Origin of the sequence: Pseudomonas sp. XWY-1, assembly GCF_002953115.1 — a bacterium.
Taxonomy (GTDB): Bacteria; Pseudomonadota; Gammaproteobacteria; order Pseudomonadales; family Pseudomonadaceae; genus Aquipseudomonas; species Aquipseudomonas alloputida.
Window position 1 is genome coordinate 248,502 of record NZ_CP026332.1, and the last position, 22,271, is coordinate 270,772.

General features: G+C 62.5%; 19 protein-coding genes. 6 read left to right on the forward strand and 13 right to left on the reverse strand.

From position 1 onward, the window contains the following. Nucleotides 1-5: 5 nt before the first annotated feature. The 4 genes from PRJ_RS01125 to fdhD form a co-directional block, all read right to left on the reverse strand. A complete protein-coding gene (locus PRJ_RS01125; RefSeq protein ID WP_104960601.1) occupies nucleotides 6-1,211 on the reverse strand; it encodes an ISL3 family transposase in 1,206 nt (401 codons plus the stop codon). A 155-nt stretch (nucleotides 1,212-1,366) separates the two neighbouring features. After that, nucleotides 1,367-1,849 carry a glycine zipper domain-containing protein gene (locus tag PRJ_RS01130; protein WP_104960602.1) on the reverse strand — a complete coding sequence of 161 codons (483 nt, stop codon included), beginning with the start codon at nucleotides 1,847-1,849 and terminating at the stop codon, nucleotides 1,367-1,369. A gap of 197 nt (nucleotides 1,850-2,046) precedes the next feature. Then, the gene (locus PRJ_RS01135; protein ID WP_104960603.1) at nucleotides 2,047-4,392 is read right to left on the reverse strand and encodes an FdhF/YdeP family oxidoreductase; all 2,346 of its coding nucleotides are present in this window, start codon (nucleotides 4,390-4,392) and stop codon (nucleotides 2,047-2,049) included. Between the two features lie 5 nt (nucleotides 4,393-4,397). After that, nucleotides 4,398-5,228, reverse strand: coding sequence for a formate dehydrogenase accessory sulfurtransferase FdhD (gene fdhD, locus PRJ_RS01140; RefSeq protein ID WP_010951628.1), 831 nt, complete (start codon nucleotides 5,226-5,228; stop codon nucleotides 4,398-4,400). Between the two features lie 175 nt (nucleotides 5,229-5,403). Here fdhD and lysM point away from each other — a divergent pair, with 175 nt between their 5' ends. Then, on the forward strand, nucleotides 5,404-5,844 hold the full coding sequence (gene lysM / locus PRJ_RS01145; protein WP_010951629.1) for a peptidoglycan-binding protein LysM: 441 nt from the start codon (nucleotides 5,404-5,406) through the stop codon (nucleotides 5,842-5,844). Between the two features lie 96 nt (nucleotides 5,845-5,940). On the opposite strand, the gene yrfG is transcribed toward lysM, so the two are convergent. Beyond that, nucleotides 5,941-6,603, reverse strand: coding sequence for a GMP/IMP nucleotidase (gene yrfG / locus PRJ_RS01150; RefSeq protein ID WP_021782608.1), 663 nt, complete (start codon nucleotides 6,601-6,603; stop codon nucleotides 5,941-5,943). 64 nt (nucleotides 6,604-6,667) lie between these two features. On the opposite strand from yrfG, the gene nudE reads away from it, so the two are divergent. Both nudE and cysQ read left to right on the forward strand, forming a co-directional pair. Next, complete coding sequence (nudE, locus tag PRJ_RS01155; protein ID WP_104960604.1) at nucleotides 6,668-7,234, forward strand: ADP compounds hydrolase NudE; 567 nt, start codon at nucleotides 6,668-6,670, stop codon at nucleotides 7,232-7,234. Then, nucleotides 7,231-8,049 (forward strand): 3'(2'),5'-bisphosphate nucleotidase CysQ, encoded by an 819-nt coding sequence (gene cysQ / locus PRJ_RS01160; protein WP_104960605.1) that lies wholly within the window; start codon nucleotides 7,231-7,233, stop codon nucleotides 8,047-8,049. The genes nudE and cysQ overlap by 4 nt, the downstream gene beginning before the upstream one ends. Nucleotides 8,050-8,209: 160 nt before the next feature. Here cysQ and PRJ_RS01165 read toward each other — a convergent pair whose 3' ends face one another. From PRJ_RS01165 to rfbC, 4 genes are read right to left on the reverse strand one after another with little or no spacing between them, the layout of a single operon-like run. Further along, nucleotides 8,210-8,665, reverse strand: coding sequence for a YiiD C-terminal domain-containing protein (locus PRJ_RS01165; RefSeq protein WP_104960606.1), 456 nt, complete (start codon nucleotides 8,663-8,665; stop codon nucleotides 8,210-8,212). Beyond that, nucleotides 8,665-10,071 (reverse strand): sigma-54 dependent transcriptional regulator, encoded by a 1,407-nt coding sequence (locus tag PRJ_RS01170; protein ID WP_010951633.1) that lies wholly within the window; start codon nucleotides 10,069-10,071, stop codon nucleotides 8,665-8,667. The genes PRJ_RS01165 and PRJ_RS01170 overlap by 1 nt, the downstream gene beginning before the upstream one ends. Next, nucleotides 10,068-11,882, reverse strand: a complete 1,815-nt coding sequence (locus PRJ_RS01175; RefSeq protein WP_010951634.1) for an ATP-binding protein — start codon at nucleotides 11,880-11,882, stop codon at nucleotides 10,068-10,070. Before PRJ_RS01175 ends, PRJ_RS01170 begins: the two co-directional genes overlap by 4 nt. Nucleotides 11,883-11,924: 42 nt before the next feature. Further along, nucleotides 11,925-12,470 (reverse strand): dTDP-4-dehydrorhamnose 3,5-epimerase, encoded by a 546-nt coding sequence (rfbC, locus tag PRJ_RS01180; RefSeq protein ID WP_104960607.1) that lies wholly within the window; start codon nucleotides 12,468-12,470, stop codon nucleotides 11,925-11,927. 277 nt (nucleotides 12,471-12,747) lie between these two features. Between rfbC and aguA the strand changes: the two genes are divergently transcribed. Both aguA and PRJ_RS30245 read left to right on the forward strand, forming a co-directional pair. After that, nucleotides 12,748-13,854, forward strand: a complete 1,107-nt coding sequence (gene aguA / locus PRJ_RS01185) for an agmatine deiminase (protein ID WP_010951636.1) — start codon at nucleotides 12,748-12,750, stop codon at nucleotides 13,852-13,854. 192 nt (nucleotides 13,855-14,046) lie between these two features. Next, on the forward strand, nucleotides 14,047-14,244 hold the full coding sequence (locus PRJ_RS30245; protein WP_011953221.1) for a hypothetical protein: 198 nt from the start codon (nucleotides 14,047-14,049) through the stop codon (nucleotides 14,242-14,244). Between the two features lie 67 nt (nucleotides 14,245-14,311). Here the strand turns inward: PRJ_RS30245 and PRJ_RS01195 are convergent, their stop codons facing one another. After that, on the reverse strand, nucleotides 14,312-16,381 hold the full coding sequence (locus PRJ_RS01195) for a TonB-dependent siderophore receptor (RefSeq protein ID WP_104960608.1): 2,070 nt from the start codon (nucleotides 16,379-16,381) through the stop codon (nucleotides 14,312-14,314). 474 nt (nucleotides 16,382-16,855) lie between these two features. Here PRJ_RS01195 and PRJ_RS01200 point away from each other — a divergent pair, with 474 nt between their 5' ends. Further along, nucleotides 16,856-18,175, forward strand: coding sequence for an OprD family porin (locus tag PRJ_RS01200; RefSeq protein ID WP_003255784.1), 1,320 nt, complete (start codon nucleotides 16,856-16,858; stop codon nucleotides 18,173-18,175). Nucleotides 18,176-18,326: 151 nt separating this feature from the next. Here the strand turns inward: PRJ_RS01200 and PRJ_RS01205 are convergent, their stop codons facing one another. The 3 genes from PRJ_RS01205 to PRJ_RS01215 form a co-directional block, all read right to left on the reverse strand. Continuing rightward, nucleotides 18,327-19,997: an FMN-binding glutamate synthase family protein gene (locus tag PRJ_RS01205; protein WP_104960609.1), complete on the reverse strand. Its 1,671-nt coding sequence runs from the start codon at nucleotides 19,995-19,997 to the stop codon at nucleotides 18,327-18,329. A gap of 149 nt (nucleotides 19,998-20,146) precedes the next feature. After that, on the reverse strand, nucleotides 20,147-21,514 hold the full coding sequence (locus PRJ_RS01210; protein WP_104960610.1) for an ATP-binding protein: 1,368 nt from the start codon (nucleotides 21,512-21,514) through the stop codon (nucleotides 20,147-20,149). A gap of 1 nt (nucleotide 21,515) precedes the next feature. Then, the gene (locus tag PRJ_RS01215; RefSeq protein ID WP_060545248.1) at nucleotides 21,516-22,235 is read right to left on the reverse strand and encodes a response regulator; all 720 of its coding nucleotides are present in this window, start codon (nucleotides 22,233-22,235) and stop codon (nucleotides 21,516-21,518) included. Between the last annotated feature and the right edge of the window lie 36 nt (nucleotides 22,236-22,271).

The window sequence follows — 22,271 nt, forward strand, 5'->3', positions numbered from 1 at the left end:
GTTCTTCACGGATTGCCGGGAAAGTCATTCTTGATCTTCATGAAAAAGAATTCGCTGTCCCGGTAACCGTAAGCCATCCGCTTGATCACCTTGATCCGGTTGTTGATGCCTTCCAGCTGGCCCGTATGCATCGGCCATCGCACCCTGCTCAAGATGCCGCGCCAGTATCCCTTCAGGCGTTTAGCAAACTGCTTCAGTGCCGGTATCGCGCTTTCATCAGCCAGACGCAGCCACTGCTTCCAGGCTGATCGCCAACCCCAGGCGGTGGTGGGCGACCACAGCGCTTTTAACTCTGCTTTCATCAGATAAACCGTCATCAGCGATTGGTTAGCCGACAGCAGATCCCTCAGGTGCACCTGTTGATCTTTTCGCTTGAGATTTTCCGGATTACGCAGCAGTAGCCAGCGTGCTTGCTTGATCACCCTGCGCGCGGGTTTGTCATGGCGCAGACGGTTGGCTTCGTCGACCCGTACCCGGTCAATCACCTCGCGCCCATACTTGGCGACTACATGAAACAGGTCGTAGACCACGCGTGCCTGAGGGCAGTGTTGGCGTACCTCCAGGTCAAATGCGGTGTTCATGTCCATCGCCACTGCTTCGATCCGCGCACAGCCTTCTGGCCCCAACTCCTCAAAGAAGGGCCTGACAGCCGCTCTGCTACGTCCTTCGCCAATCCACAGAACCCGGCGGGTATCGGCGTCCAGCACCACGCTGGCGTAGCGATGGCCTTTGAACAGGGCGAACTCGTCCATCACCAGGCGCCTGGGCTGGGCCTTTGGTAGCTTCTCTAGAGCGGCTTGTAGAGCTCGTCGCTCCAGCAAGCGCACACTGTCCCAATGCAAGTCAAACAGCTCAGCGACGTGCAGGGTAGGCAGCCGCTGGCAAGCCTGGATCACGGCCTCGGCCAAGCGCTGGGTCATACGCGAATAGCGATCAAGCCAGCTGACTGACTCCATCCGCTTGCCGCATGCGCGACACCCAACGCGCCGCAGTTCCACATTCAACCGTACCGCATGGCCAAGAATGGGGAGATCACGGATCGAACGCTGGCAGTATTCGTGGATGGCGGTGCTGGGCTGATGGCAGCCGCTGCAGGTGGGGAACCTAGTGGGCTGCGGAATCAGGTCGATCAGCAGATCGTCGCCGTCAGGCCTGATGGCAATGACAGAAAAGCCCTCCCAAAAGGGCAGAAACGTATTAATATCGTGCACAAGAACGCCGGTTTGTTGATGTGTTTGCTCGCACGAACATCATCCATCAAACCGGCGTTCTTGTTTCTGTCTTTCCCGGGATTCCGTGAAGAACCATAAAAAAGCCCCGCTGGCAGGGGCGGGGCTTTTGTTGCCGGGGGCAGGGCCCTCAGGCGTTAGTCGCGCCAGTGGCGCTTGTGCTTGCGGTGGCCGTAGTGGCGGCCACGGTCCCAGTGACGACGGTCGTCGTCGTAACCGCGACGATAGCGGCGGCCATCGCGGTAATCGTCTTTGTCGGCCTCTTTGCCCAGGTAGTTACCCAGCGCACCACCGGCACCACCGCCGGCTGCCGCGCCAATGTAGCTACCCGTGGTGCCGCCCACGGAGCGACCGACCACGTTACCACCTGCGGCGCCCAGCGCGCCGCCGATAGCGGCTTCACCACGCTGGCGTTTGTCTGCGCCCAGAGCGCCACCTGCCGCACCGCCCAGACCGGCACCAATGGCGCCGCCGGTGCTGCCACCGATGGAGTTGCCCACGACAGAGCCCAGTACCCCACCCAGTGCGCCGCCAATGCCGGCCTCGGTGGTGCCGCCTGCCATGGCAACGCCGCTGAGCAAGCTGAAAGACAACAACAGAATCGAGGAGTACTTCTTCATCAAGAGAGCCTCATAGGGATGACGAGGGCGAATTTGAGGCTAAGAGGCGTGGCTGGCAACGGAAATCCGACGAGTAACACGAGTTGTACACAATTCTCTAACTTGCTGTATTTACTATGAAACTTTATCGTTTTTAGGCTGTCTGAGACCTTTATGACAAAGCCCTGAGCCGCCACGGAACAGGGCTTTTGTCGTTTTTACAGGATACGCCTGTCCTCGCTCGCACGCTCCAGCTTGATGGCAATGAACTTCGATGTCGGCGTATGGCTACCAACGCCAATGCTCTCCAGCGGCACCAGCGGGTTCACCTCCGGGTAATACGCCGCCGCCTGCCCGGCAGGTATGTCGAAGGCCAGCAGGGTAAAGCCTTGCACCCGGCGCTCATGCTCATCCCCCCACAACGAAACGATGTCGACCTTCTGCCCCGGCTGGAAGCCCAGGCGGATGATGTCGGCTTCGTTGGCGAACAGCACCTCGCGCTGGCCGCGCACACCGCGGTAGCGGTCGTCCAGGCCGTAGATAGTGGTGTTGTACTGATCGTGCGAGCGCATCGATTGCATGATTAAGTCTGGCAACTGGCCGCTGGCGCGTACGCGTTCGTCAAGCAGCGTGTCGGGCAGCAGGTTGGCCTTGAAGTTGGCGCGGCCGGTGCTGGTCGCCCATTCGCGGCTGGCCGCGCTGTTGCCCAGATGGAAGCCACCCGGATTACGCAGGCGCTGGTTGAAGCCGCTGAAACCGGCAATGGTGTCGCCGATCAGGTCGCGGATGCGGTCGTAGTCGGCCACCAGCCAGTGCCAGTCCACCGGTTGCTTGCCCAGCGTGGCGGCGGCGATGCCGGCGATCACCGCAGGCTCTGAGCGCATTTGCGTCGATAGCGGCTTGAGCTGGCCGTTGGAGGCGTGGACCATGCTGAACGAGTCTTCAACCGTGACTGCCTGCGGTCCTTCGGCCTGCAGGTCGATGTCGGTGCGGCCCAGGCACGGCAGGACCAGTGCCTGCTTGCCATGGACCAGGTGGCTACGGTTGAGCTTGGTGCTGATGTGCACGGTCAGCTCGCAGTTGCGCAGCGCCTGGGCGGTACGCTCGGTGTCGGGTGTGGCTTGGGCGAAGTTGCCGCCCAAGCCGATGAAAACCTTGGCCCGGCCATCGAGCATCGCGTGAATGGCTTCGACGGTGTTATGGCCATTGCGCCGTGGCACAGGGAAGCCAAAGCGCTTTTCGATGGCATCCAGCAGCGCCTCTGGCGGGCGCTCGTTGATGCCCATGGTGCGGTCACCCTGCACGTTGCTGTGGCCACGCACCGGGCACAGGCCGGCCCCGGGCGCGCCGATGTTGCCTCGCAGCATCTGCAGGTTGACGATTTCCTGAATGGTCGGCACCGAATGACGGTGTTGGGTGATGCCCATCGCCCAGCACATGATCACCCGCTTGCCCCGGCAGTACATGCGCGCGGCCAGTTCGATATCGGCCAAGGTCAGGCCGGACTGTGCCTGGATGTGCGACCACGGCGTGGCGTCCACCACAGCCAGGTACTCATCGACGCCATGGCCATGTTCGGCGATGAAGGCGTGGTCGAACACGGCCGGTTCGCCGTTGGCCTGGGCTTCGCGTTCCCATTGCAGGACGAACTTGGCCATGCCGCGCAGCATCGCCATGTCGCCACCCAGGGCCGGGCGGAAGAAGGCGGTGTTGGTCGGGCGGTCACTGTTGGTCAGCATTTCCAGTGGGTTCTGGGGGTGCTGGAAGCGCTCCAGACCACGCTCCTTGAGCGGGTTGATGCACACCACCTGGGCGCCACGCTTTACCGCATCACGCAGTGGGTCGAGCATGCGCGGGTGATTGGTGCCGGGGTTCTGGCCCCAGACAAAAATGGCGTCGGCGTGCTCGAAGTCGTCGAAGGTGACTGTACCTTTGCCGACCCCGACGCTTTGCCCCAATGCCACGCCGCTGGCCTCATGGCACATGTTCGAGCAGTCAGGGAAGTTGTTGGTGCCGTAGGCGCGCACGAACAGTTGGTACAGGTACGCCGCTTCGTTGCTGGCACGTCCCGAGGTATAGAATTCGGCCTGGTCAGGGTTGGTCAGCTTGTTCAGTTCGCGGGCGATCAGGGCGAAGGCGGCATCCCAGCTGATCGGCAGGTAACGGTCGCTGGGAGCGTCATAGACCATCGGTTCGGTCAGACGCCCTTGGTACTCCAGCCAGTAGTCGCTTTGTTGCAGCAGCGAGGTGACGCTGTAACGGGCGAAGAAGGCCGCATCGACACGGCGCTTGGTAGCTTCCCAGTTCACCGCCTTGGCGCCGTTCTCGCAGAACTTGACCATGCCGCTTTCCGGCGAGTCCCCCCAGGCGCAGCCGGGGCAGTCGAAACCGCCGTTCTGGTTGGTCTTGAGCAGGGCGCGAATGTTCTTCAGCGCATTATCGCTGCCGACCCAGGCCTTGGCCACGCTACGCAGTGCGCCCCAACCGCCGGCGGGGCCGTGGTAGGGCTTGTAGCGAGGGGGGGAGGTTGGGGTGTTGTCCGGAAGTTGTTGGTACGAGGTCACGACTGTTACGACTCCGCCGCTGGGCTGTAGACCCGCGGTGCGCTGTGCTTGGGCAAGTGGATAAGGTTGAGGTTGTGCTTGCGCGCCCATTGCAGGGCAAGGCCGGTGGGCGCCGACAGGCTGACCAGGGTCTGGATGCCGGCACGCAGTACTTTCTGGATCAGCTCCAGGCTGCAGCGGCTGGTGACGATGGCCAGGCCACCCTGGGTGTCGATGCGTTGTCGCAGCAGCGCGCCGATCAGTTTGTCGAGGGCGTTGTGCCGGCCGATGTCTTCGCGGCCAAGCAGCAGTTCGCCTTGGCGGTCCATGAACAATGCTGCATGCACGGCACCGCAATGCTGGCCCAGTGGCTGGAAGGCGTCGATGCGCTCGCGCAGGCCGACCAGCCACTGGGCCGGGGGCAGGGGCGCACCCGGCAACACGGCCAGATCCGGTAGTGCCTGCTCCAGGGCCTCGACCCCACACAGGCCGCAACCACTGGTGCCGGCCAGTTGGCGGCGCTGGTTTTTCAGGTTCCAGAACGCCCGGCTGGAGATTTCCAGGTCGGCGTACAGTGCCGAGCCGCTGCCGGAGAGCTTGAGGTCGTAGATTTCTGCGGTGCCTTCGACAATGCCGCTGCCGACGCTGAAACCGACGGCGAAGTCTTCCAGATCGGTAGGGCTGACCAGCATCACTGCCTGGTTGAGGCCGTTATAGACAATGGCCAGGGCCACTTCCTCGGCCAGCGGGGTGCTGTCGCGTTTGGCGTCGCTGAGCTGGACGTAATCGTAGGTGTTGCTGGCGGCGGGCATGGACAAGGGCGATGAGGCCGCGCAGACCGGAGGCTTGCTGTTCATCGGGGCGCTGAATACCGGCGGCTTTCTGATAGCACAAGCCTAGGCGCGTGGGCCGGCGGCGTCTAATCGCTAGGGTCTATGCCTTGATAGACCGCGTCGATTGGTAGCGCAGGGCGGAAGTGGTAAAGCTGACCTAGACTCCTGTGTCCAAGGTTTCGTCAACAAGGAGAGCGCAATGAGCCTGTTCAGTTTCGTGAAGGAAGCCGGCGAGAAGTTGATCGACCTGCTGACCCCTGGCAACGCCAATGCCGAGGAGCAGCTTAAGAAACACGTGGAAGCTGTTGGCCTGGGCAACCCTAACATCACCGCCACTGTAGAAGGAGACAAGATCATCCTCAAGGGTGAAGTGGCCAGCCAGGAAGAGAAGGAGAAGATCATCCTGGCGGCGGGCAACATCAGCGGCGTGGCCAGTGTCGAGGACCAGATCACCGTGACCGGGCCGGTAGTCCAGGCGGCAAGGTTCGTCACAGTTAAATCGGGCGACACACTTTCAGCCATTGCCATGGTCGTGTATGGCAATGCCAATCAGTACAACAAGATTTTCGAGGCCAACAAGCCGATGCTCAAGCACCCGGACAAGATCTATCCGGGGCAGGTGCTGCGTATTCCTGACTGATCGCTGAAGTCTGTACCGGCCTCTTCGCGGGCGCGCCCGCTCCCACAGGTACAGCGCCAGCACTGAGTGGGAGCGGGCATGCCCGCGAATGGGGCCTTACAGGCCTTCCAGTAACGCCCGGTAATCCTCGACCGCTGCAAACTCTTCGGTATCGCGTGGTTGTGCCTGGCTATCCGGCTGGCGCACCGCCAGCAAGTGCCCCACACCAAACCGCCGTGCACTGCGCAGAATCGCCAGCGTGTCATCGATGAACAGGCTGCGTTCCGGTTCGAAGCCGATATCCGCCTGCAGGGCATCCCAGAACTGCGGGCTTTCCTTCGGGTAGCCATAGTCGTGCGAGCTGATCAGTCGCTCGAAGTACGGCGCCAGCTCCACCCGTTCCAGCTTCAGCGACAGCGAGTCACGGTGGGCATTGGTGATCATCACGACACGCTTGCCGGCCTGGCGAATCGCCGCCAGGAAGGTATCGGCATCCGGGCGCAGGGCAATCAGGTCGGCAATTTCCCGCTTCAGCTCGCGAATGGGCAGGCGTAGCTCGCGGCTCCAGAAGTCCAGGCAGTACCAGTTCAATGTGCCGGCATTGCGTTCGAACAGCGGTTGCAGCTCCATTTCGGCCATGGCCCGGCTTACACCGTGCAGCTCGGCATAGCGCTGGGGCAGGTGGTCCAGCCAGAAGCGGTTGTCGTAATGCAGGTCGAGCAGGGTGCCATCCATGTCCAGCAGGACGGTATCGATGGCAGACCAGGGAAGAACAGGCATGGGAAACTCTCGATCAGTCGGCAAGCCACGGTATAGTAACCCGTTCACGCCAAGGAGCCGCCCCATGCGCCAGAAACCCACCGTACTCAGCCGCGAAATTGTCGCCAGTAGCCGCCTGTTCCGCGTCGAAGCCGTACAGCTGCGCTTCAGCAATGGCGCCGAGCGCACCTATGAGCGTCTGGTGGGCCGGGGTAATGGCTACGGCGCGGTGATGATCGTGGCCATGCTCGATGCCGAGCACGCCGTGCTGGTGGAGGAGTACTGCGGTGGCACCGATGAATACGAGCTGTCGTTGCCCAAGGGCTTGATCGAGCCGGGCGAAGACGTGCTGGCGGCAGCCGACCGGGAGCTCAAGGAAGAAGCCGGTTTTGGCGCACACCAGCTGGAGCACCTGACGGAACTGTCGCTGTCGCCGGGCTACATGAGTCAGAAGATTCAGGTGGTGCTGGCCAGCGACCTGTACGAAGAGCGCCTGGAAGGCGACGAGCCCGAGCCGATGCGGGTCGACAAGGTCAACCTGCGTGAGTTGTCGGCCTTGGCCATGCATCCGCAGTTCACCGAGGGCCGCGCCCTGGCGGCGCTGTACCTGGCCCGTGACCTGCTGATTCAGCGGGGGTTGCTGGAGCTATGAACGACCTGCAACTGATGCACGAAGTGGTCAAGCTGGCGCTGACGGCAGGCGAGGCGATCCTGCCATTCTGGCGCGCCGATGTTGCGGTGACCAACAAGGCCGACGATTCGCCGGTTACCGCCGCCGACCTGGCGGCGCACCGGGTAATTGCCGATGGCCTGCTGGCGCTGGCGCCGCAGATTCCGGTGCTGTCCGAAGAGGACTGCAATATTTCGCTGGCCGAGCGGCAAAGCTGGAGCCGCTGGTGGCTGGTCGACCCGTTGGACGGCACCAAGGAGTTCATTGCCGGCAGCGAAGAGTTCACGGTCAACATCGCCCTGATCGAGAACGGCGACGTGGTGTTTGGCGTGGTGTCGATGCCGACCAATGGACGCTGCTACTTCGGTGGGCGCGGGATGGGGGCCTGGCGTGCAGATGCCGGCGAGGCAGCCCAGCTGATCCAAGTACGCAACGAACCCGCGCAGGGCGAGCGTTTTACCGTGGTTGCCAGCCGTCGGCATTCCAGCCCGGAGCAGGAAGCGCTGTTGGCCGGCCTTGGGGCTGCGGTGGGAGAGCTGGAGCTGGCCAATATCGGCAGTTCGTTGAAGTTCTGCCTGCTGGCTGAGGGCAGCGCAGACTGCTATCCGCGCCTGGCGCCGACTTCGCAGTGGGATACTGCAGCGGCGCAGGGCGTGGTGGAAGGGGCCTGCGGCGAGGTGATCGGGCTGGATGGCTTGCCATTCCGGTATCCGCCGCGCGAGTCGTTGCTTAACCCGTACTTCCTGGCATTGCCCGCCAATGCTGCATGGCGCCAGGCCTTCCTGAACCTGATTTGACGGAGTATCACCCTACCCTGTGGGAGCGGGCGAGCCCGCGAAGCAGGCACCGCGGTGAATGGCACCGGCTTCGCCGGTGTTCGCGGGCCTGCCCGCTCCCACAGGTTTTGCGCCAGCCTTTGGGTTTTGTGCAGCGCGGTTGCTTTCAGCGGCTGCTGGGCTAGCGGTGCAAGACGTACTGGCCGCTGAACCTCACCGCTGGCTCGTCACTGCCGTCATTGCTCACCGTGGTCTCCAACGTCAACCGCGCCCGCCCACGGCGCTGGTACATGGCCAGGAATCGCTCCCAGGTCTTTTCGTCGGGCGCTGCACAACGCGCCACCGCCGTGCCGGTCACTGGCAACGGGTAGCTGATCTGCCCTTCCTGGATGACGATATGCCCGTCATCGATCCCCAGTTCACGCAGGCGCAGGTGCAGCCAGCCCCAACCCACCAGCACTGCTGCGCAGTACAGGCTGCCGCCGAACATGGTGCTTTTGTGGTTGACGTTTGCCGCCAGCGGCAGTTGCAGGCGCAGGGTGTGCTGCTGCCAATCGATCACTTCCAGGCCCATTTCGCGGGTCAGGGGGATGTCGCTGTGCAGTACGGACTGCAGGTACTGGCTATCGGTGCTCATTAACGGTTGTCCTCTTGATCGTCATGCCCGCCGCTGCCGCCGTCGAAGTTCAAGCCATGCTTGCGCAGCTTGTCGTGCAAGGTTTTGCGGGGGATACCCAGTGCTTCGGCCAGGCTCCGCATGGAGCCGTGTGGCTGGGCCAGTTCGGCGGCGATCAGCGAACGTTCGAATTGCTCGACCTGTTCGCTGAGGTTGCCGCTGAGCATGGGCGCTGCCGGGGCTGCTGCCGAGGGTGCCTGGCCATCCAGTGCCAGCTCCAGGCCAAGGGCGAAACGCTCGGCGGCGTTCTGTAGCTCGCGGACGTTGCCTGGCCAGTCATGACGCAGCAGCAGGGCGCGTTGCGCGGGTTGCAGCGCATGCGGCGACAGGCCATGACGTTGGCTGGCAGCATCGGCGAAATGCTGGAACAACACCAATATGTCGTCGCCGCGTTCACGCAGTGGCGGAATACGCAGCGGCGCCACGTTCAGGCGGTAATACAGGTCTGCGCGGAAACGCCCTTGGTCGGCAGACTGACGCAGGTCTTCCTTGGTCGCGGCTATGATGCGGATGTCCAGCGGGATCAACTGGTTGCCGCCCAGGCGTTCGACCACTCGCTCCTGCAGCATGCGCAGCAACTTCACCTGTACATCCAGGCTCATGCTCTCGATTTCGTCGAGGAACAGCGTGCCGCCGTTGGCAAATTCGAACTTGCCGATACGGCGTTTCTGCGCGCCGGTGAACGCACCGGGCTCGTGGCCGAACAGTTCGCTTTCGACCACCGATTCGGCCAGCGCGCCGGCGTTGATCGCCACGAACGGCCCTTCGCTGCGGCTGGACAGGTCGTGCAGCGCGCGGGCCACCACCTCTTTGCCAGCGCCGGTTTCGCCCAGAATCAACACGTCGGCGCGGGTGCCGGCCAAGGCGCCGATCTGCTCGCGCAGGCGCAGCATGGCCGGTGAATGGCCGACCAGACGGGTTGCCAGCTGCTGGCGGTCGCTCAGTGCCAGACGCAGGCTACGGTTGTCCAGCACCAGCCGGCGCAAAGCCAGGGCGCGGCGCACGCTGTCGAGCAGGGCGTCTGTGGCAAAGGGTTTTTCCAGGAAGTCATAAGCCCCGGCGCGCATCGCCTGCACCGCCAGCGGCACATCGCCATGGCCGGTAATCAGCAGCACCGGCAGTTCGCTGTCGCGGCCGTGCAGTTGTTCCAGCAACTGCAGGCCATCGATGCCCGGCATGCGGATGTCGCTGACCACCACGCCGGGCCAGTCGGCCTCGATACGCTCGGCCAGGCCTTGGGCTTCGGCCAGGGCGACTACCTTGAGCCCGGCCAGGTCCAGGGTCTGGCTCAAGGCTTGGCGCAGGTGGGGGTCATCGTCCACCAGGATGACCTGGGCTCGGCTGTCGATCAGTGTCTCGGTGGTCATGCCGAGGGGTCCTCCGAATTGGGCAAAGTAGCGCCAGACGCGGCCACACGCAGCTGGAGGGTCAGCATTGCGCCACCTTCCGGGTGGTTGGCCAGCAGCAGTTCACCGCCCAGGGCGCGCATCAGGCTTTCACAGATGGCCAGCCCCAGGCCCAGGCCCTGGGTGCGGGTCTTGGTGGTGAAGAACGGCTCCTTGGCGTGCTCCAGGGCCTGGCGGCTGAAGCCGGGGCCGTTGTCACGGATGTACAGGTAGACGCAGTCATCACGCTGCTCGGCACTTAGCCACAGGCGGCGCGGGTTGGCTTTTTCGGTCAGGGCGTCGAGGGCATTGGCCAGCAGGTTGCCTAGCACTTGGCGCAGGCGGGTTTCGCCGGCCTGTACCCACAAGGTGGCTTCCGGCAGGTCGCGGATCAGCTCTACGGCCATCGCCCGGCGGCGCTTGGCCAGCAGCGCCAGAGCATCGTCCAGGGCCGGCTGCAGGGCCACGCTCTCCGGGGCATGACGGTCACGACGGGCAAAGGCACGCAGGTGGGCAATGATCGAGGCCATGCGCCCGGTCAGCTCGCCGATCAGCTTGAGGTTGCCGCGGGCGTCTTCGGTACGTTGGTGGTCGAGCAGGATCTCGGCGTTTTCTGCGTAGCTGCGGATGGCGGCCAGGGGCTGGTTCAACTCATGGCTGATACTGGCCGACATGGTGCCGAGCACCGACAGCTTGCCGGCCTGCACCAGTTCGTCCTGTGCGCGCACTGCCTCCTGCTGAGCGTTTTCGCGCTCCAGCACGGCATTTTTCAGGCGGGTGTTCAGGCCTTCAAGGTCGGCGGTACGTTCGGCCACGCGCTTTTCCAGTTCCTGGCGGCCACGGGCTTCGAAGTCGATGCGGTCGATGTAATGGCGCCGCCGTTGCATCACCAGGCCTGCCAGCAACATCAGTACCAGCAGCGTACCGGCACCGATGGCCATTACCGTCTGCACCGAGCGATCAACCAGCGTGCGCGGGGCGAGGATGCTGACTTGCCAACCAGTTTCCTTGATGTCGCGGGTCTGGGTGATCCAGGCCTGCGGGTTGAGAACCAGCGGCTGTGGGGCCTGGGTCGGATAGGGCTGGATGGCGATGATGGCCTGGCGCTCGGCGTCGGTCAGCGTGCGGGTAGCACGGAAGCGCCAGTCGGGCCGCGAAGTCAGGATGACCACGCCATTGTGATCGGTCAGCAACAGCTGCTCGGGCGTACGGCCCCACAGGGTTTCGGTGTGGTCGAGATCGACTTTGACCACCAGCACGCCGACGATCCGCTCGCGGTCGCGCACGGCCGCGGCAAAGAAGTAGCCGCGCTTGGCCGAGGTGGTGCCCTGGCCGAAGAAGCGGCCAAGGTGGCCGGCCATGGCTTCGTTGAAGTAAGGGCGGAAGGCGAAGTTTCGGCCAACGAAGCTGTCGTGCTTGTCCCAGTTCGAGGCGGCCAAGGTGTTGCCGCTGACGTCCATCAGGTACATCACCTCGGCACCGGTCTTCTGCACGATGTCCTTGAGCAGGCGGTTGGCGTTGGTCACCGCTTCCAGGCGGAAAGGGTCGGCCAGCACGCCACGCAGCGCCGGCAAGTCGCCGAGAATTTGCGGCAAGGTCTCGTAACGGTGCAGGGTGCCGAGCAGGTTGGCGACATACAGGTCGAGGGTCTGGCGGTTCTGCGAGGCCAGTTCTTCCTGGTAATAGCGTTCGGCCAAGTGATGCAGTGGCCATAGTAATGGGGCCAAGATCAGCGCCAGTAGGGCCAGGCTGCGCCAGCGGGGACGGCGTGGGGGCGTGGGCTTTGCAATCATCAGGTAAATGCGCCAGAAAAGTCTGACGCAATTATGCGCTAGTTAAGGCAGCACTTCCGCCTCTGCCAATGGCAAGCCCACCTTGTCCTTGTCCGATAACAGCGGTGGCTGCTGCAGCCCCCAGTCGATGGCCAGTTGCGGGTCGTCCCAGCGGATACAGCGGTCGGCGCCAGGGTTGTAGTAGTCGGTGGTCTTGTAGAGGAACTCGGCCGATTCACTCATCACCGCAAAACCGTGGGCGAAGCCAGGCGGAATCCACAGCTGGCGATGGTTGTCGGCTGACAGGTGCACCGCGACCCATTTACCGAATGTTGGCGAGCTTTTGCGCACGTCCACGGCGATATCGCGGATTTCCCCGTGCACCACGCGCACCAGCTTGCCCTGGGTGTTTGCCACCTGGTAGTGCAGCCCACGCAGCACGCCCTTGATGGAGCGCGAGTGGTTGTCCTGGACGAACGCCACGTTCACGCCGGTTTGCTCTGAGAACTCACGGGCGTTGAATGCCTCGAAGAAAAAACCACGGCTGTCAGCGAACACCTTCGGCTCGATGATCAGTACTTCAGGGATTGCTGTAGGGATGATGTTCATAGCGGCTCGCTGGCCCGTCGTTCAAGTATTGACCCTAGTCGGCCTTGCCGGAAATTTCCGCGCGTAGCTGTAACAGGATGCATAAGGTGTGGCTATGGTAGACAGCAGGCCGTTCCTTTCACCAGACCAGTGCTGACATGTGTCGATTGTTATCGATTTAAATTCGCCGAATGGCGCGGAATTCTTCGATTTTCAGGCTTCAAATATCGATATATATCGGTTATAAATTGACAAACGCCCCAGCATACCCGGCTCAGGGCCATCACAGAGGTCACCCATGAAAACCCTCAACTCCACGCCCCGTGCCGATGGTTTCCACATGCCCGCCGAGTGGGCCCCACAAACTCAGGTATGGATGGTCTGGCCGGAGCGCCCGGACAACTGGCGTCTGGGCGGCAAGCCGGCGCAGGCTGCCCACGTAACCCTGGCCAAGGCCATTGCCCGTTTCGAACCTGTAACCGTCGCGGTCTCCGCCGGCCAGTACGAGAACGCCCGGCGCCAGCTCGACCAGCCGAACATTCGTGTGGTTGAAATCAGCAACGACGATGCCTGGGTGCGTGACACCGGCCCTACCTTCGTCATCAACGACCATGGCGAAGTGCGCGGTGTAGATTGGGGCTTCAACGCCTGGGGCGGCTTCGATGGCGGCCTGTACGCACCCTGGAACCGCGACGAGGAACTGGCCGCCAAGGTGCTGGAAATGGAGCGCTGCCAGCGCTACCAGACCGAAGGCTTTGTGCTGGAAGGTGGTTCGATCCACGTAGACGGTGAAGGCACCGTGATCACCACTGAGGAATGCCTGCTCAACCGCAACCGCAACCCGCACCTGAGCCGCGAGCAGATCGAAGCGGTGCTGCGTGATCACTTGGCGGTCGACACCGTGGTATGGCTGCCCGATGGCCTGTACAACGACGAAACTGACGGCCACGTCGACAACTTCTGCTGTTACGTGCGCCCGGGTGAAGTGTTACTGGCCTGGACCGATGATTCCAACGACCCCAACTATGCGCGCTGCCACGCGGCCATGGATGTGCTGAAGAACACCCGCGACGCCAAGGGCCGCGAGTTCATCGTGCACAAGATGCCGATCCCGGGCCCGCTGTTCGCCACTGCCGAAGAATGCGCCGGTGTCGACCAGGTCGCCGGCAGCCAGGAGCGTGACCCGTCGGTGCGCCTGGCGGGTTCGTACGTGAACTTCCTGATCGTCAACGGTGGCATCATTGCCCCAAGCTTCGACGACCCGGCAGATGCTGAAGCCAGAGCGATCCTGGCAAGGATCTTCCCCGACCATGAGGTGGTGATGATCCCGGGCCGCGAGCTGCTCTTGGGTGGCGGCAACATTCACTGCCTGACCCAACAGCAGCCGGCGCCGGTCAAGCGCTGAGCCCGTAATGAATGAGAGGCCCGTCATGTGACGGGCCTCTTTTTTGCGCGGGCGACGCCCGGAGGCCGAGCTGGCATACGTTTTGTATTGTTTTTCAAGCAGATAGCGAGATGGCACGGTCAGGCCGCGCCTCTGATCTGTAACAATACCTACGTAAATTAGCCGCTCACGGGCCAGGGAGTACGTGTGGACATGAACGCAGCAAGTGAGTCGGCATTGCGCCCATCGGCAGTTGATCGCCAATCGCTCAGGCTTTTGGCGAAGCGGTTGAAACACCATGGAAGCATCAGGGTCAGGACGACCGACCCACGACGTCTGCTTGCCGGGCGATACCCCCAAGGGTTGATCAGCGAAGCAGAGATGCAGGCGCTGATGGCGGTGTGGCACTGATCTATTGCACCTGTACCTGCCTCTTCGCGGGCATGCTCGCGAAGAGGCAGGTACAGGCAACTTAAAATCAGAAACTGTAGCTACCCGTCACCACAAGGCTACGCGGATCGCCCACCTGGATCTGCGCCGCACTGGTCGCCGAGCTGTAGTAGGTCTTGTCAGCAATGTTGCTCAATGCCGCCCGCACATCCCAGTCATGGGTCCGATACCCCGCCAGTGCATCCCAACGGCCATACCCTGGTAATACCGTGGTGTTCTGGTTGTCCGCATAACGCTCGCCCACCAGTGTCAGCCCGGTTTCGGCGTACCACCCCAATTCTGGCTTCCAGGTCACGAACAGGCTGCCATTGCGCTTGGCCACGTCATTGATGCGGTTGCCTTCCTGGCCGTTATTGTCCTTGACGATGATCGCATCCTGCAGGCCAATGCCGCCGCGTACATACCAGTTGCCGACGATGTTGCCGGTGGCCGTCAGTTCGATGCCGCGCGAACGCTGCATGCCGCTGAGCAAGATGATGTTCGGGTCGTTTGGGTCGCGGGTGCGGCGGTTGTAAAGTTCCAGCTCGTAGATGGCCAGGGTGGTGGTCAGGCGCTGATCCAACCAGTCGCTCTTTACGCCTATTTCTTTCTGCCGGATCTCTTCCGGGTCGGTTTTATTGGTGTTGCCCTGTGCCCCTGGGGTGATGCCGATCAAGCCGCCACCCACCGGTGAGAAAGTCTTGCTCCACGAGGCGTAGAACGAATGGTCGCGCCATGGCGTGTAGACCACGCCCAGGCGTGGGCTGGTGCTGTTGCTGTCCTGCGGTTCGCGCAAGCCATCCTTGTTGGTGGTTTCCACTTCGAACTGGTCAAAGCGCACGCCGGCGAGAACCTGCCACTGATCGTTCAGGCGAATCTGGTCCTGCAGATAAACCCCGCGGCTGTCGACCACGGTGTGGTTGTTGCTCGATACCGCCAACGTACCATTGTGCGGCTGGCTGGGTTTGCCCAGGCCTGGCAGGCTCTGGCTGCCGGCGCTGTATAGCAGCGGATCGCGCCGCTGGTTGCCGAACTCCAGGCCCAGCAGCAGCTTGTGTTCAAGGCCCAAGGTGTCGAAGTCGCCCTCGGCCTCCAGGTTGTTGAACAGGTTGCGGGTGTTCAGGTCCTGCTGCCAGCGTTGGCGGGTCAAGGTATTGGTGCCGGCGTTGTAGCCCGTGACATAGGTGTTGTCGAACTCGCTGTCGAGTTTGAACAGGCCCAGGGTGTGGCGCAGCTGCCAGGTTTCGTTCAACTGGTAGTTCAGGCGCGAGCGCAGCGACTGGGCGCGGTCGTCAATGTAGTCGCGATTGTCGCCGTAGGTGGCGCTGCGGCTGACGTCTGCCGGGCGGCCGTTGACACTCGGGATGCCCCGGTCTGGTGTGCGGTTGTAGCGGCTGTATTCGTACTGCACCAGCCAGTTCAGGTCGGGGGTGATCTGCCAGCTGATCGACGGGGCGAACAGTTGGCGGCTGCCGTCGATACCATCGCGGAAGCTGTTGTTGTCCTGGTTGCCCATGTTCAGGCGCAGGCTGACCGTGTCGCTGGGGTCGGCGCTGAGGTCGGCATACAGGCTGCGCAGGTCTTCGCTGCCGGCCTGCGCTTCGATGGTCGAGCGGCGACCCGGCTCCGGTGCCTTGCTGACCCTGTTGACGATGCCGCCCTGGCTGCCACGGCCATACAGTACCGCTGCAGGCCCCTTCAGCACTTCGACCCGCTCGATGTTGTGCAGGTCGCGGATGTACTGGCTGTCGTCGCGGATACCGTCCAGGTAGAAGTCGTTGCTGGCCTCGAAGCCGCGGATGCGTACGCTGTCAAAACGGGTGTCGGCGCCGCTGCTGACGTTGGGGATACCCTCCAGCGCCTTGCCCAGCGTGTTGCTGCCGTAATCCAGCACATTGGCGGTTTTCACCGTATCGATGGCCTGCGGCACATAACGCACGGGCGTTGAGGTGCGGGTTGCGGTGCTCACCTCCTTGACCCGCGGGTTGTCCTTCTCGCGTTCGCTGTCGGCGGTAACCGACGACTCCGGCAGTGTGGTGGTGGCGGCACTGGCCAGGCTGGCGCTGAACAGCAGCGACAGGCCAAGCGTCAGGGGTGAAAGACGGCAGGGTACAAGCATGGGCACATTCAAACCGGACAGTTGAAAATTAAGTGCGAATGGTAATGCTTGCTATTTACTCCTGCTTGGGTATTTGTAAAGGCTTGTCTTTACATATGTGTCCGTTTGTAACAGCCTCTGCGGCCACGCTCTGCCTGCTCCCAGGAAATTGTCCGTTCGATCAAAAGGCAATTTCCTACACAAGATAAATTGCCCGCTGATAGCGCAAACCTGCATGGAAATGCACCAGACAGGCCGGTAATTTTGGTTATATCAACCTGCATTTCACGACTTTTTGACATTTGTAATCGCACACGGCTAGGATTCGGCCAACGCCTGCTGGCCATGGTATTGGCCAAGCTGCTGCCAAGGGCCGCCGTGAAATTACCGGTCGGCCCACCCGGCTGGATCCGCATAGCGTCGAACCTACGAAGGGGCGTTGGTTCCTGGCGTCATATTGCAGTGCGTTTTTGATTAAGAAATAAGGAAAACAACATGTTGAAAACCAGGATCAGCCTGGTCGCCCTGGCGATGATCGCCGCGACCCAGGCTCAGGCCAATGACCAGGCTGACAGCAAGGGCTTCATCGAGGACAGTCACGCCAACGTCCTTCTGCGCAACGCCTACATCAACCGTGACAAGAAGCATGGCACCGACGACCAGATCGAATGGGGCCAGGCGTTCATCGCCAACTTCTCCTCCGGTTTCACCCAAGGCACCGTTGGCGTCGGTGTTGACGCATTCGGCCTGTACGCCGTGCGCCTGGATGGCGGCAAAGGCCACAACGGTGGTGGCGGCGTCGACTTCTTCAAACCGCACGAAACCACCAATGCCGAAGGCAACGCCAGCTCGCCGCACAACCTGGCGCGTGGTGGTGCTGCTGTGAAATTCCGCATTTCCAACACCGTGCTGAAGTACGGTGACCAGATGCCAGCACTGCCAGTGCTGCAGTACGACGATGCACGTCTGCTGCCAGAAAGCTTCACCGGCACCCTGATCACCTCCAAAGAGATCCAGGGCCTGGAACTGAACGCCGGCCGCTTCACCCAGGAAGCGCGCAAGAGCGCCGAGCGCCGTGATGGTGGTGGCCTGAAGTCGATCAACGTCTTAGGTGGCAGCTACAAGTTCACCGACAACTTCACCGCTTCGCTGTACACCGCCGACAACGAAGATGTGATGAAGAAGCACTACCTGGGCTTGAACTACGTCTTCCCGATCGCCAGCGACCAGTCCCTGACCCTGGACTTCAACGGCTACAAGTCGGACATCAACAACAAGTACGTAAAAGCCGCAGGCCTGAACGGCGACTCCAACACCATCTGGAGCCTTGCAGCCACCTACGCGTACGGTGCGCACTCGTTCACCCTCGCTCACCAGCGCAGCACTGGCAGCACGGGCTACAACTACGGCTTCTACCAGAACGCTGGCGGCGTGGGTGACGGTGGTTCCACCATCTACCTGGCCAACTCGTACTGGTCCGACTTCAACGCCGAAGACGAGCGCTCCTGGCAGCTGGGCTACGGCCTGGACTTCGGTGCCTACGGCATTCCGGGCCTGACCTACAAGCTGGCTTACGTGGTGGGTGACAACATCAACACCCGCAACGTCGCCAACCCGCAAGGCTTCGGCGAAGGTAAAGAGCGCGAAATCTTCAACCAGATCCGTTACGTGGTGCAGGACGGCCCGGCCAAGGACCTGTCGATCAAGCTGCGTAGCTCGTTCTTGCGTACCAACAACGCCGTGCAGCAGAACGGTTACAACGACGACGGCAACGAAGTCCGCGTATTCGTCGAGTACCCGATCAGCATCTTCTGATCCGCAGTTCTTTGCATGAAAGCTGGGGCCGCGCTGCGGCCCTTCGCGGGCTTGCCCGCTCCCACAGGTAAAGCGCCGCCTTCGATGGCGCTGCAAATTGTGGGAGCGGGCACGCCCGCGAAGGGCTGCAGGGCAGCCCCAGTCATGTTTGTCATGCAGGTTCAGTCTCTTCGTGGCGCAGTCTTGACGCCACAGTTCGTGTTTCAGTATGCCCCGTCTCCGGTGCAAAGCTGTCGCTACGCGCCATCCGCCACATCCGCGCATAAAACTCGCTTTCGATCGAGCCACTGAGTAATTCGCCCGGCTTGAGGAATGTGTGCAAGTCCGAAAACAACCCGATTTCGCTGGGGCTGATGCGCCGCGCCAGGTGCTTGGGCTTGAGCTCCGAAGGGTGCTCCAGGCCTGCGGCAGCCAGCATCTCGGCCAGTGCGTGCAGTGTGTTGCGGTGGAAGCTGGCTACCCGCTCGGCCTTGTCTGGCACCACCAGCGCGCGCTGGCGCAGAGGGTCTTGGGTCGCTACGCCGGTCGGGCACTTGTTGGTGTGGCAGCTCTGCGACTGAATACAGCCAATGGCAAACATGAAACCGCGTGCCGAATTGACCCAGTCAGCGCCGATGGCCAATACGCTGGCAATGTCGAAGGCGCTGACGATCTTGCCCGCCGCACCAATGCGGATGCTGGAGCGCAGGTTCAGGCCGACCAACGTGTTGTGCACGAACATCAGGCCTTCGCGCATCGGCACGCCCATGTTGTCGCTGAACTCGCGAGGTGCCGCGCCGGTGCCGCCTTCCTTGCCATCGACAACGATGAAGTCAGGGGTGATGCCGGTGGCGAGCATGGCCTTGGCAATGCCCATGAATTCCCAAGGGTGGCCCAGGCAGAACTTGAAGCCAACGGGCTTGCCGCCCGAAAGCTCGCGCAGGCCGGCTACGAACCGCAGCAGCTCGACCGGTGTGCGGAAGGCGCTGTGCGCCGCCGGCGAGATGCAGTCCTCGCCTGCGCGTACGCCACGGGTCTCGGCAATTTCGGGGCTGACCTTATGCCCCGGTAAAATGCCGCCGTGGCCAGGCTTGGCGCCCTGGCTGAGCTTGATCTCGATCATCTTCACCTGTGCTGAGCGGGCCTGTTCGGCGAAGCGCTGTGGATCGAAACGACCGTCCTCGGTGCGGCAGCCGAAGTAGCCGCTGCCAATTTCCCAGATCAGATCGCCGCCGTGTTCACGGTGGTACGGGCTGATGCTGCCTTCGCCAGTGTCATGGGCAAACCGGCCCATGCGCGCGCCGCGATTGAGCGCGGCGATGGCGTTGGCGCTGAGGGCGCCGAAACTCATCGCCGAGATGTTGAAGATCGAGGCCGAGTAGGGCATTCGGCATTGCGGCCCGCCGATGGCAATGCGGAACGACGCAGGGTCTGGCGTGGCCACCGGTAGCATGGAATGGCTGATGAATTCGAAACCAGGTTTGTAGGCGTCGTTGAGCGTGCCGAACGCTTTCTCGGCGCTTTCGTTCTTGGCGCGGGCGTAGACCAGCGAGCGTTGCGAGCGGGAGAACGGCAGCTTGTCGTCGTCACCTTCGATCAGGTACTGGCGGATTTCCGGGCGGATGGTTTCGATCAGGTAACGGATATTGCCCAGGATCGGGTAGTTGCGTCGCACCGCATGGTGGCTTTGACGCAGGTCATTCAGGCCGACCAGGCTGAGCAGCGCGGTGATCAGCGTTACCGGCCACAGCCAGGCATGTTGGGCCAGCAGGGGCAGGCTGGCGAAAGTGAAGACAAGGCAGAGTACGAGGCAGGCGTAGCGGCTGGGAAGAGAGTGTTTCATGGGTCCATCGCAGGCAGGATGACCGGGCCTAGGATAGGCAAACGCAGGGGACGGAAAACCTGGGTAATCGGTAAAAGACTGTTACCTGATTGCGAATTCCCAGGCCTGCGCAGTCCTATGGTGTGGGGCTGCTCCCACAGAAGATCGCGTTAGCCAGGCAGCAGTATGCTGACCCGCAATCCACCGCTCTCACGGTTCGACAATATCAGCTCACCCCCATGGCTGGCGGCGATCCGCTGGGCAATGCTCAGCCCCAGCCCATATCCGCCGGATGCCTGGTTACGCGATCCCTCACCGCGCACGAACGGGTCGGTGATGGTCGGCAGCAGCGCTGGCGAAATGCCTGGTCCACGGTCGTCGATGTGGATGAACACTCCTGTGGTGGTCCGCTCCAGCGTGACAGAAACATCCTTGGCATAACGCAACGCATTGACCAACAAGTTCTGCAGGCAGCGCTGCAGCAGCAGGGCATCCCCCCGCAGGCTGTTCACCCGGCCGTGCACCGGCAGTGGTTCCTGGTCAGTCGCCAGGTCCGCACACTGGCGCGTCACCAGCCGGTCCAGGTCCACCTGCTGCAAGTTCTGCTGCTCTCCGGCACGCAGGTAATCCAGAACCTGACCGATCATATTGTCCATCTGCGTGATGTTCTGCTGCAGGCGCTGGCGGTGTTCGTCATCGGGTAAGCGCTCCAGTCGCAGGCGCATGCGGGTCAGTGGGGTGCGCAGGTCATGAGACACGGCGGCCAGGAAGTAGGCCTTGTCGTTGACCATGGCAATCAGCCGCTGCTGCATCGCGTTGAACGCCTGCGCCGCCTGGCGCACTTCCTCCGGGCCATCCAGCGCCAGGGGAGGCTGCTCGAGGTTGCTGCCCAGGCCGCGTGCGGCATCGGCCAGGCGCCGCAACGGGCGCAGGCACAGGCGCACGGCAATCAGGCACACCAGCAGCACCGCGACGATGCGCAGCGCATATACCCGCAGCAGGTAATCGCTGATCAGCACCCAGGCCGACTCGCCGCTCCAGCCCTGAAGTTCCTGGCCCGCAATGGTCAGCCAGTGGCCATCGGGTAACGGCACCGCGAACTGGATATGCGCCTGGGCCGTGCGCAGGCCGAACAGGCTGCGCCAGACGATCGGCTGGCCCAGTTCGTCGGTGAGTTGCACGTCCATCAGGCGCACGTCCTGGGCATGCCCCAGCTCGTACTTCAGGGCCTGCTGCAACAACAGCTCGACCCGCCTGTGCCCGCGGCGCTCGTCATGCTCTTGCGCAGGCGGGCTTTCGACGCAGTGAAGCTGGTAGTGGGCTGGCGCCTGCAGCGTACCGCCGTGGCAGTCGGCCTGGGTAATCAGGGGTGCGCTGCGTGCAGCAACCAGTCGCACGGGCACCTCTAGCGCCTGAGCGAAACGCACATCGAACCAGATGCTGCTCGACATCAACTGGATCACCAGCGTGCCACTGACCATGATCAGCAGCAGCTGACCAAACAAGGTGCGAGGCCATAGCCGGTGAAACCAGCGCATGTCAGGCACCGGCCGCGAGGGGGGCGAGACTCAGCAGGTAGCCTTCGTTGCGGATGGTCAGGATTTGCGCGGTGCCCGCCGGCGCCCGGCGCAGCTGCTGGCGCAGGCGGCTGACACACATGTCCACCGAGCGGTCGTCGGGCAGGTGATCGCGGCCGAACGCGCTGCGGGTCAGTTGGTCACGGGAGACCACTCGGTTGTTGGCTTCCAGCAGTTCGCGCAGCACGCGGTAGTCGGAGCGCGGCAGGGTCAGGGTCTCGCCATCCGGGCGGGTGAGCAGGCGCTTGACGTGTTCCAGGCGAAAGCCTGCGAACAGCTGGGCGTCCACCACGGGTTCTTCGGCAGAGGTGCCCAGGCGTTGCGGACGACGCAGTACGGCTTTGATCCGGGCGATCAGTTCGCGTGGTTCGAAGGGCTTGGCCAGATAGTCGTCGGCGCCTACTTCCAGGCCGATGATGCGGTCCAGTGTGCTGCCCTTGGCTGACAGCATGATCACTGCCAACCCTGGTGTGGCCTGCAACTGCCTGCACAGGCTAAGGCCGTCCTCACCCGGCAGCATCAGGTCGAGCACCACCAGCTCCACTTTGTGCCGGGCCAGCTGGTCGCGCATCTGTTGACCGTCGGCTGCCGCCAGCACGTTGTAGCCGGCATCGGTCAGGTAATCACAAAGAAGTTCGCGGATCTCGTCGTCATCATCGACAACCAGCAGGGTCGTGCTCATGCAGAAAAACACCTGTTAGGTGAGTGCCCTTGGCGC

Excerpts from the sequence above, each read along its gene's own strand:
- PRJ_RS01130 (WP_104960602.1), bottom strand. The coding sequence starts at position 1,849 with ATGAAGAAGTACTCCTCGATTCTGTTGTTGTCTTTCAGCTTGCTCAGC.
- fdhD (WP_010951628.1), bottom strand. The coding sequence starts at position 5,228 with ATGAACAGCAAGCCTCCGGTCTGCGCGGCCTCATCGCCCTTGTCCATG.
- lysM (WP_010951629.1), top strand. The coding sequence starts at position 5,404 with ATGAGCCTGTTCAGTTTCGTGAAGGAAGCCGGCGAGAAGTTGATCGAC.
- yrfG (WP_021782608.1), bottom strand. The coding sequence starts at position 6,603 with ATGCCTGTTCTTCCCTGGTCTGCCATCGATACCGTCCTGCTGGACATG.
- nudE (WP_104960604.1), top strand. The coding sequence starts at position 6,668 with ATGCGCCAGAAACCCACCGTACTCAGCCGCGAAATTGTCGCCAGTAGC.
- cysQ (WP_104960605.1), top strand. The coding sequence starts at position 7,231 with ATGAACGACCTGCAACTGATGCACGAAGTGGTCAAGCTGGCGCTGACG.
- PRJ_RS01165 (WP_104960606.1), bottom strand. The coding sequence starts at position 8,665 with ATGAGCACCGATAGCCAGTACCTGCAGTCCGTACTGCACAGCGACATC.
- PRJ_RS01170 (WP_010951633.1), bottom strand. The coding sequence starts at position 10,071 with ATGACCACCGAGACACTGATCGACAGCCGAGCCCAGGTCATCCTGGTG.
- PRJ_RS01175 (WP_010951634.1), bottom strand. The coding sequence starts at position 11,882 with ATGATTGCAAAGCCCACGCCCCCACGCCGTCCCCGCTGGCGCAGCCTG.
- rfbC (WP_104960607.1), bottom strand. The coding sequence starts at position 12,470 with ATGAACATCATCCCTACAGCAATCCCTGAAGTACTGATCATCGAGCCG.
- aguA (WP_010951636.1), top strand. The coding sequence starts at position 12,748 with ATGAAAACCCTCAACTCCACGCCCCGTGCCGATGGTTTCCACATGCCC.
- PRJ_RS30245 (WP_011953221.1), top strand. The coding sequence starts at position 14,047 with ATGAACGCAGCAAGTGAGTCGGCATTGCGCCCATCGGCAGTTGATCGC.
- PRJ_RS01195 (WP_104960608.1), bottom strand. The coding sequence starts at position 16,381 with ATGCTTGTACCCTGCCGTCTTTCACCCCTGACGCTTGGCCTGTCGCTG.
- PRJ_RS01200 (WP_003255784.1), top strand. The coding sequence starts at position 16,856 with ATGTTGAAAACCAGGATCAGCCTGGTCGCCCTGGCGATGATCGCCGCG.
- PRJ_RS01205 (WP_104960609.1), bottom strand. The coding sequence starts at position 19,997 with ATGAAACACTCTCTTCCCAGCCGCTACGCCTGCCTCGTACTCTGCCTT.
- PRJ_RS01210 (WP_104960610.1), bottom strand. The coding sequence starts at position 21,514 with ATGCGCTGGTTTCACCGGCTATGGCCTCGCACCTTGTTTGGTCAGCTG.
- PRJ_RS01215 (WP_060545248.1), bottom strand. The coding sequence starts at position 22,235 with ATGAGCACGACCCTGCTGGTTGTCGATGATGACGACGAGATCCGCGAA.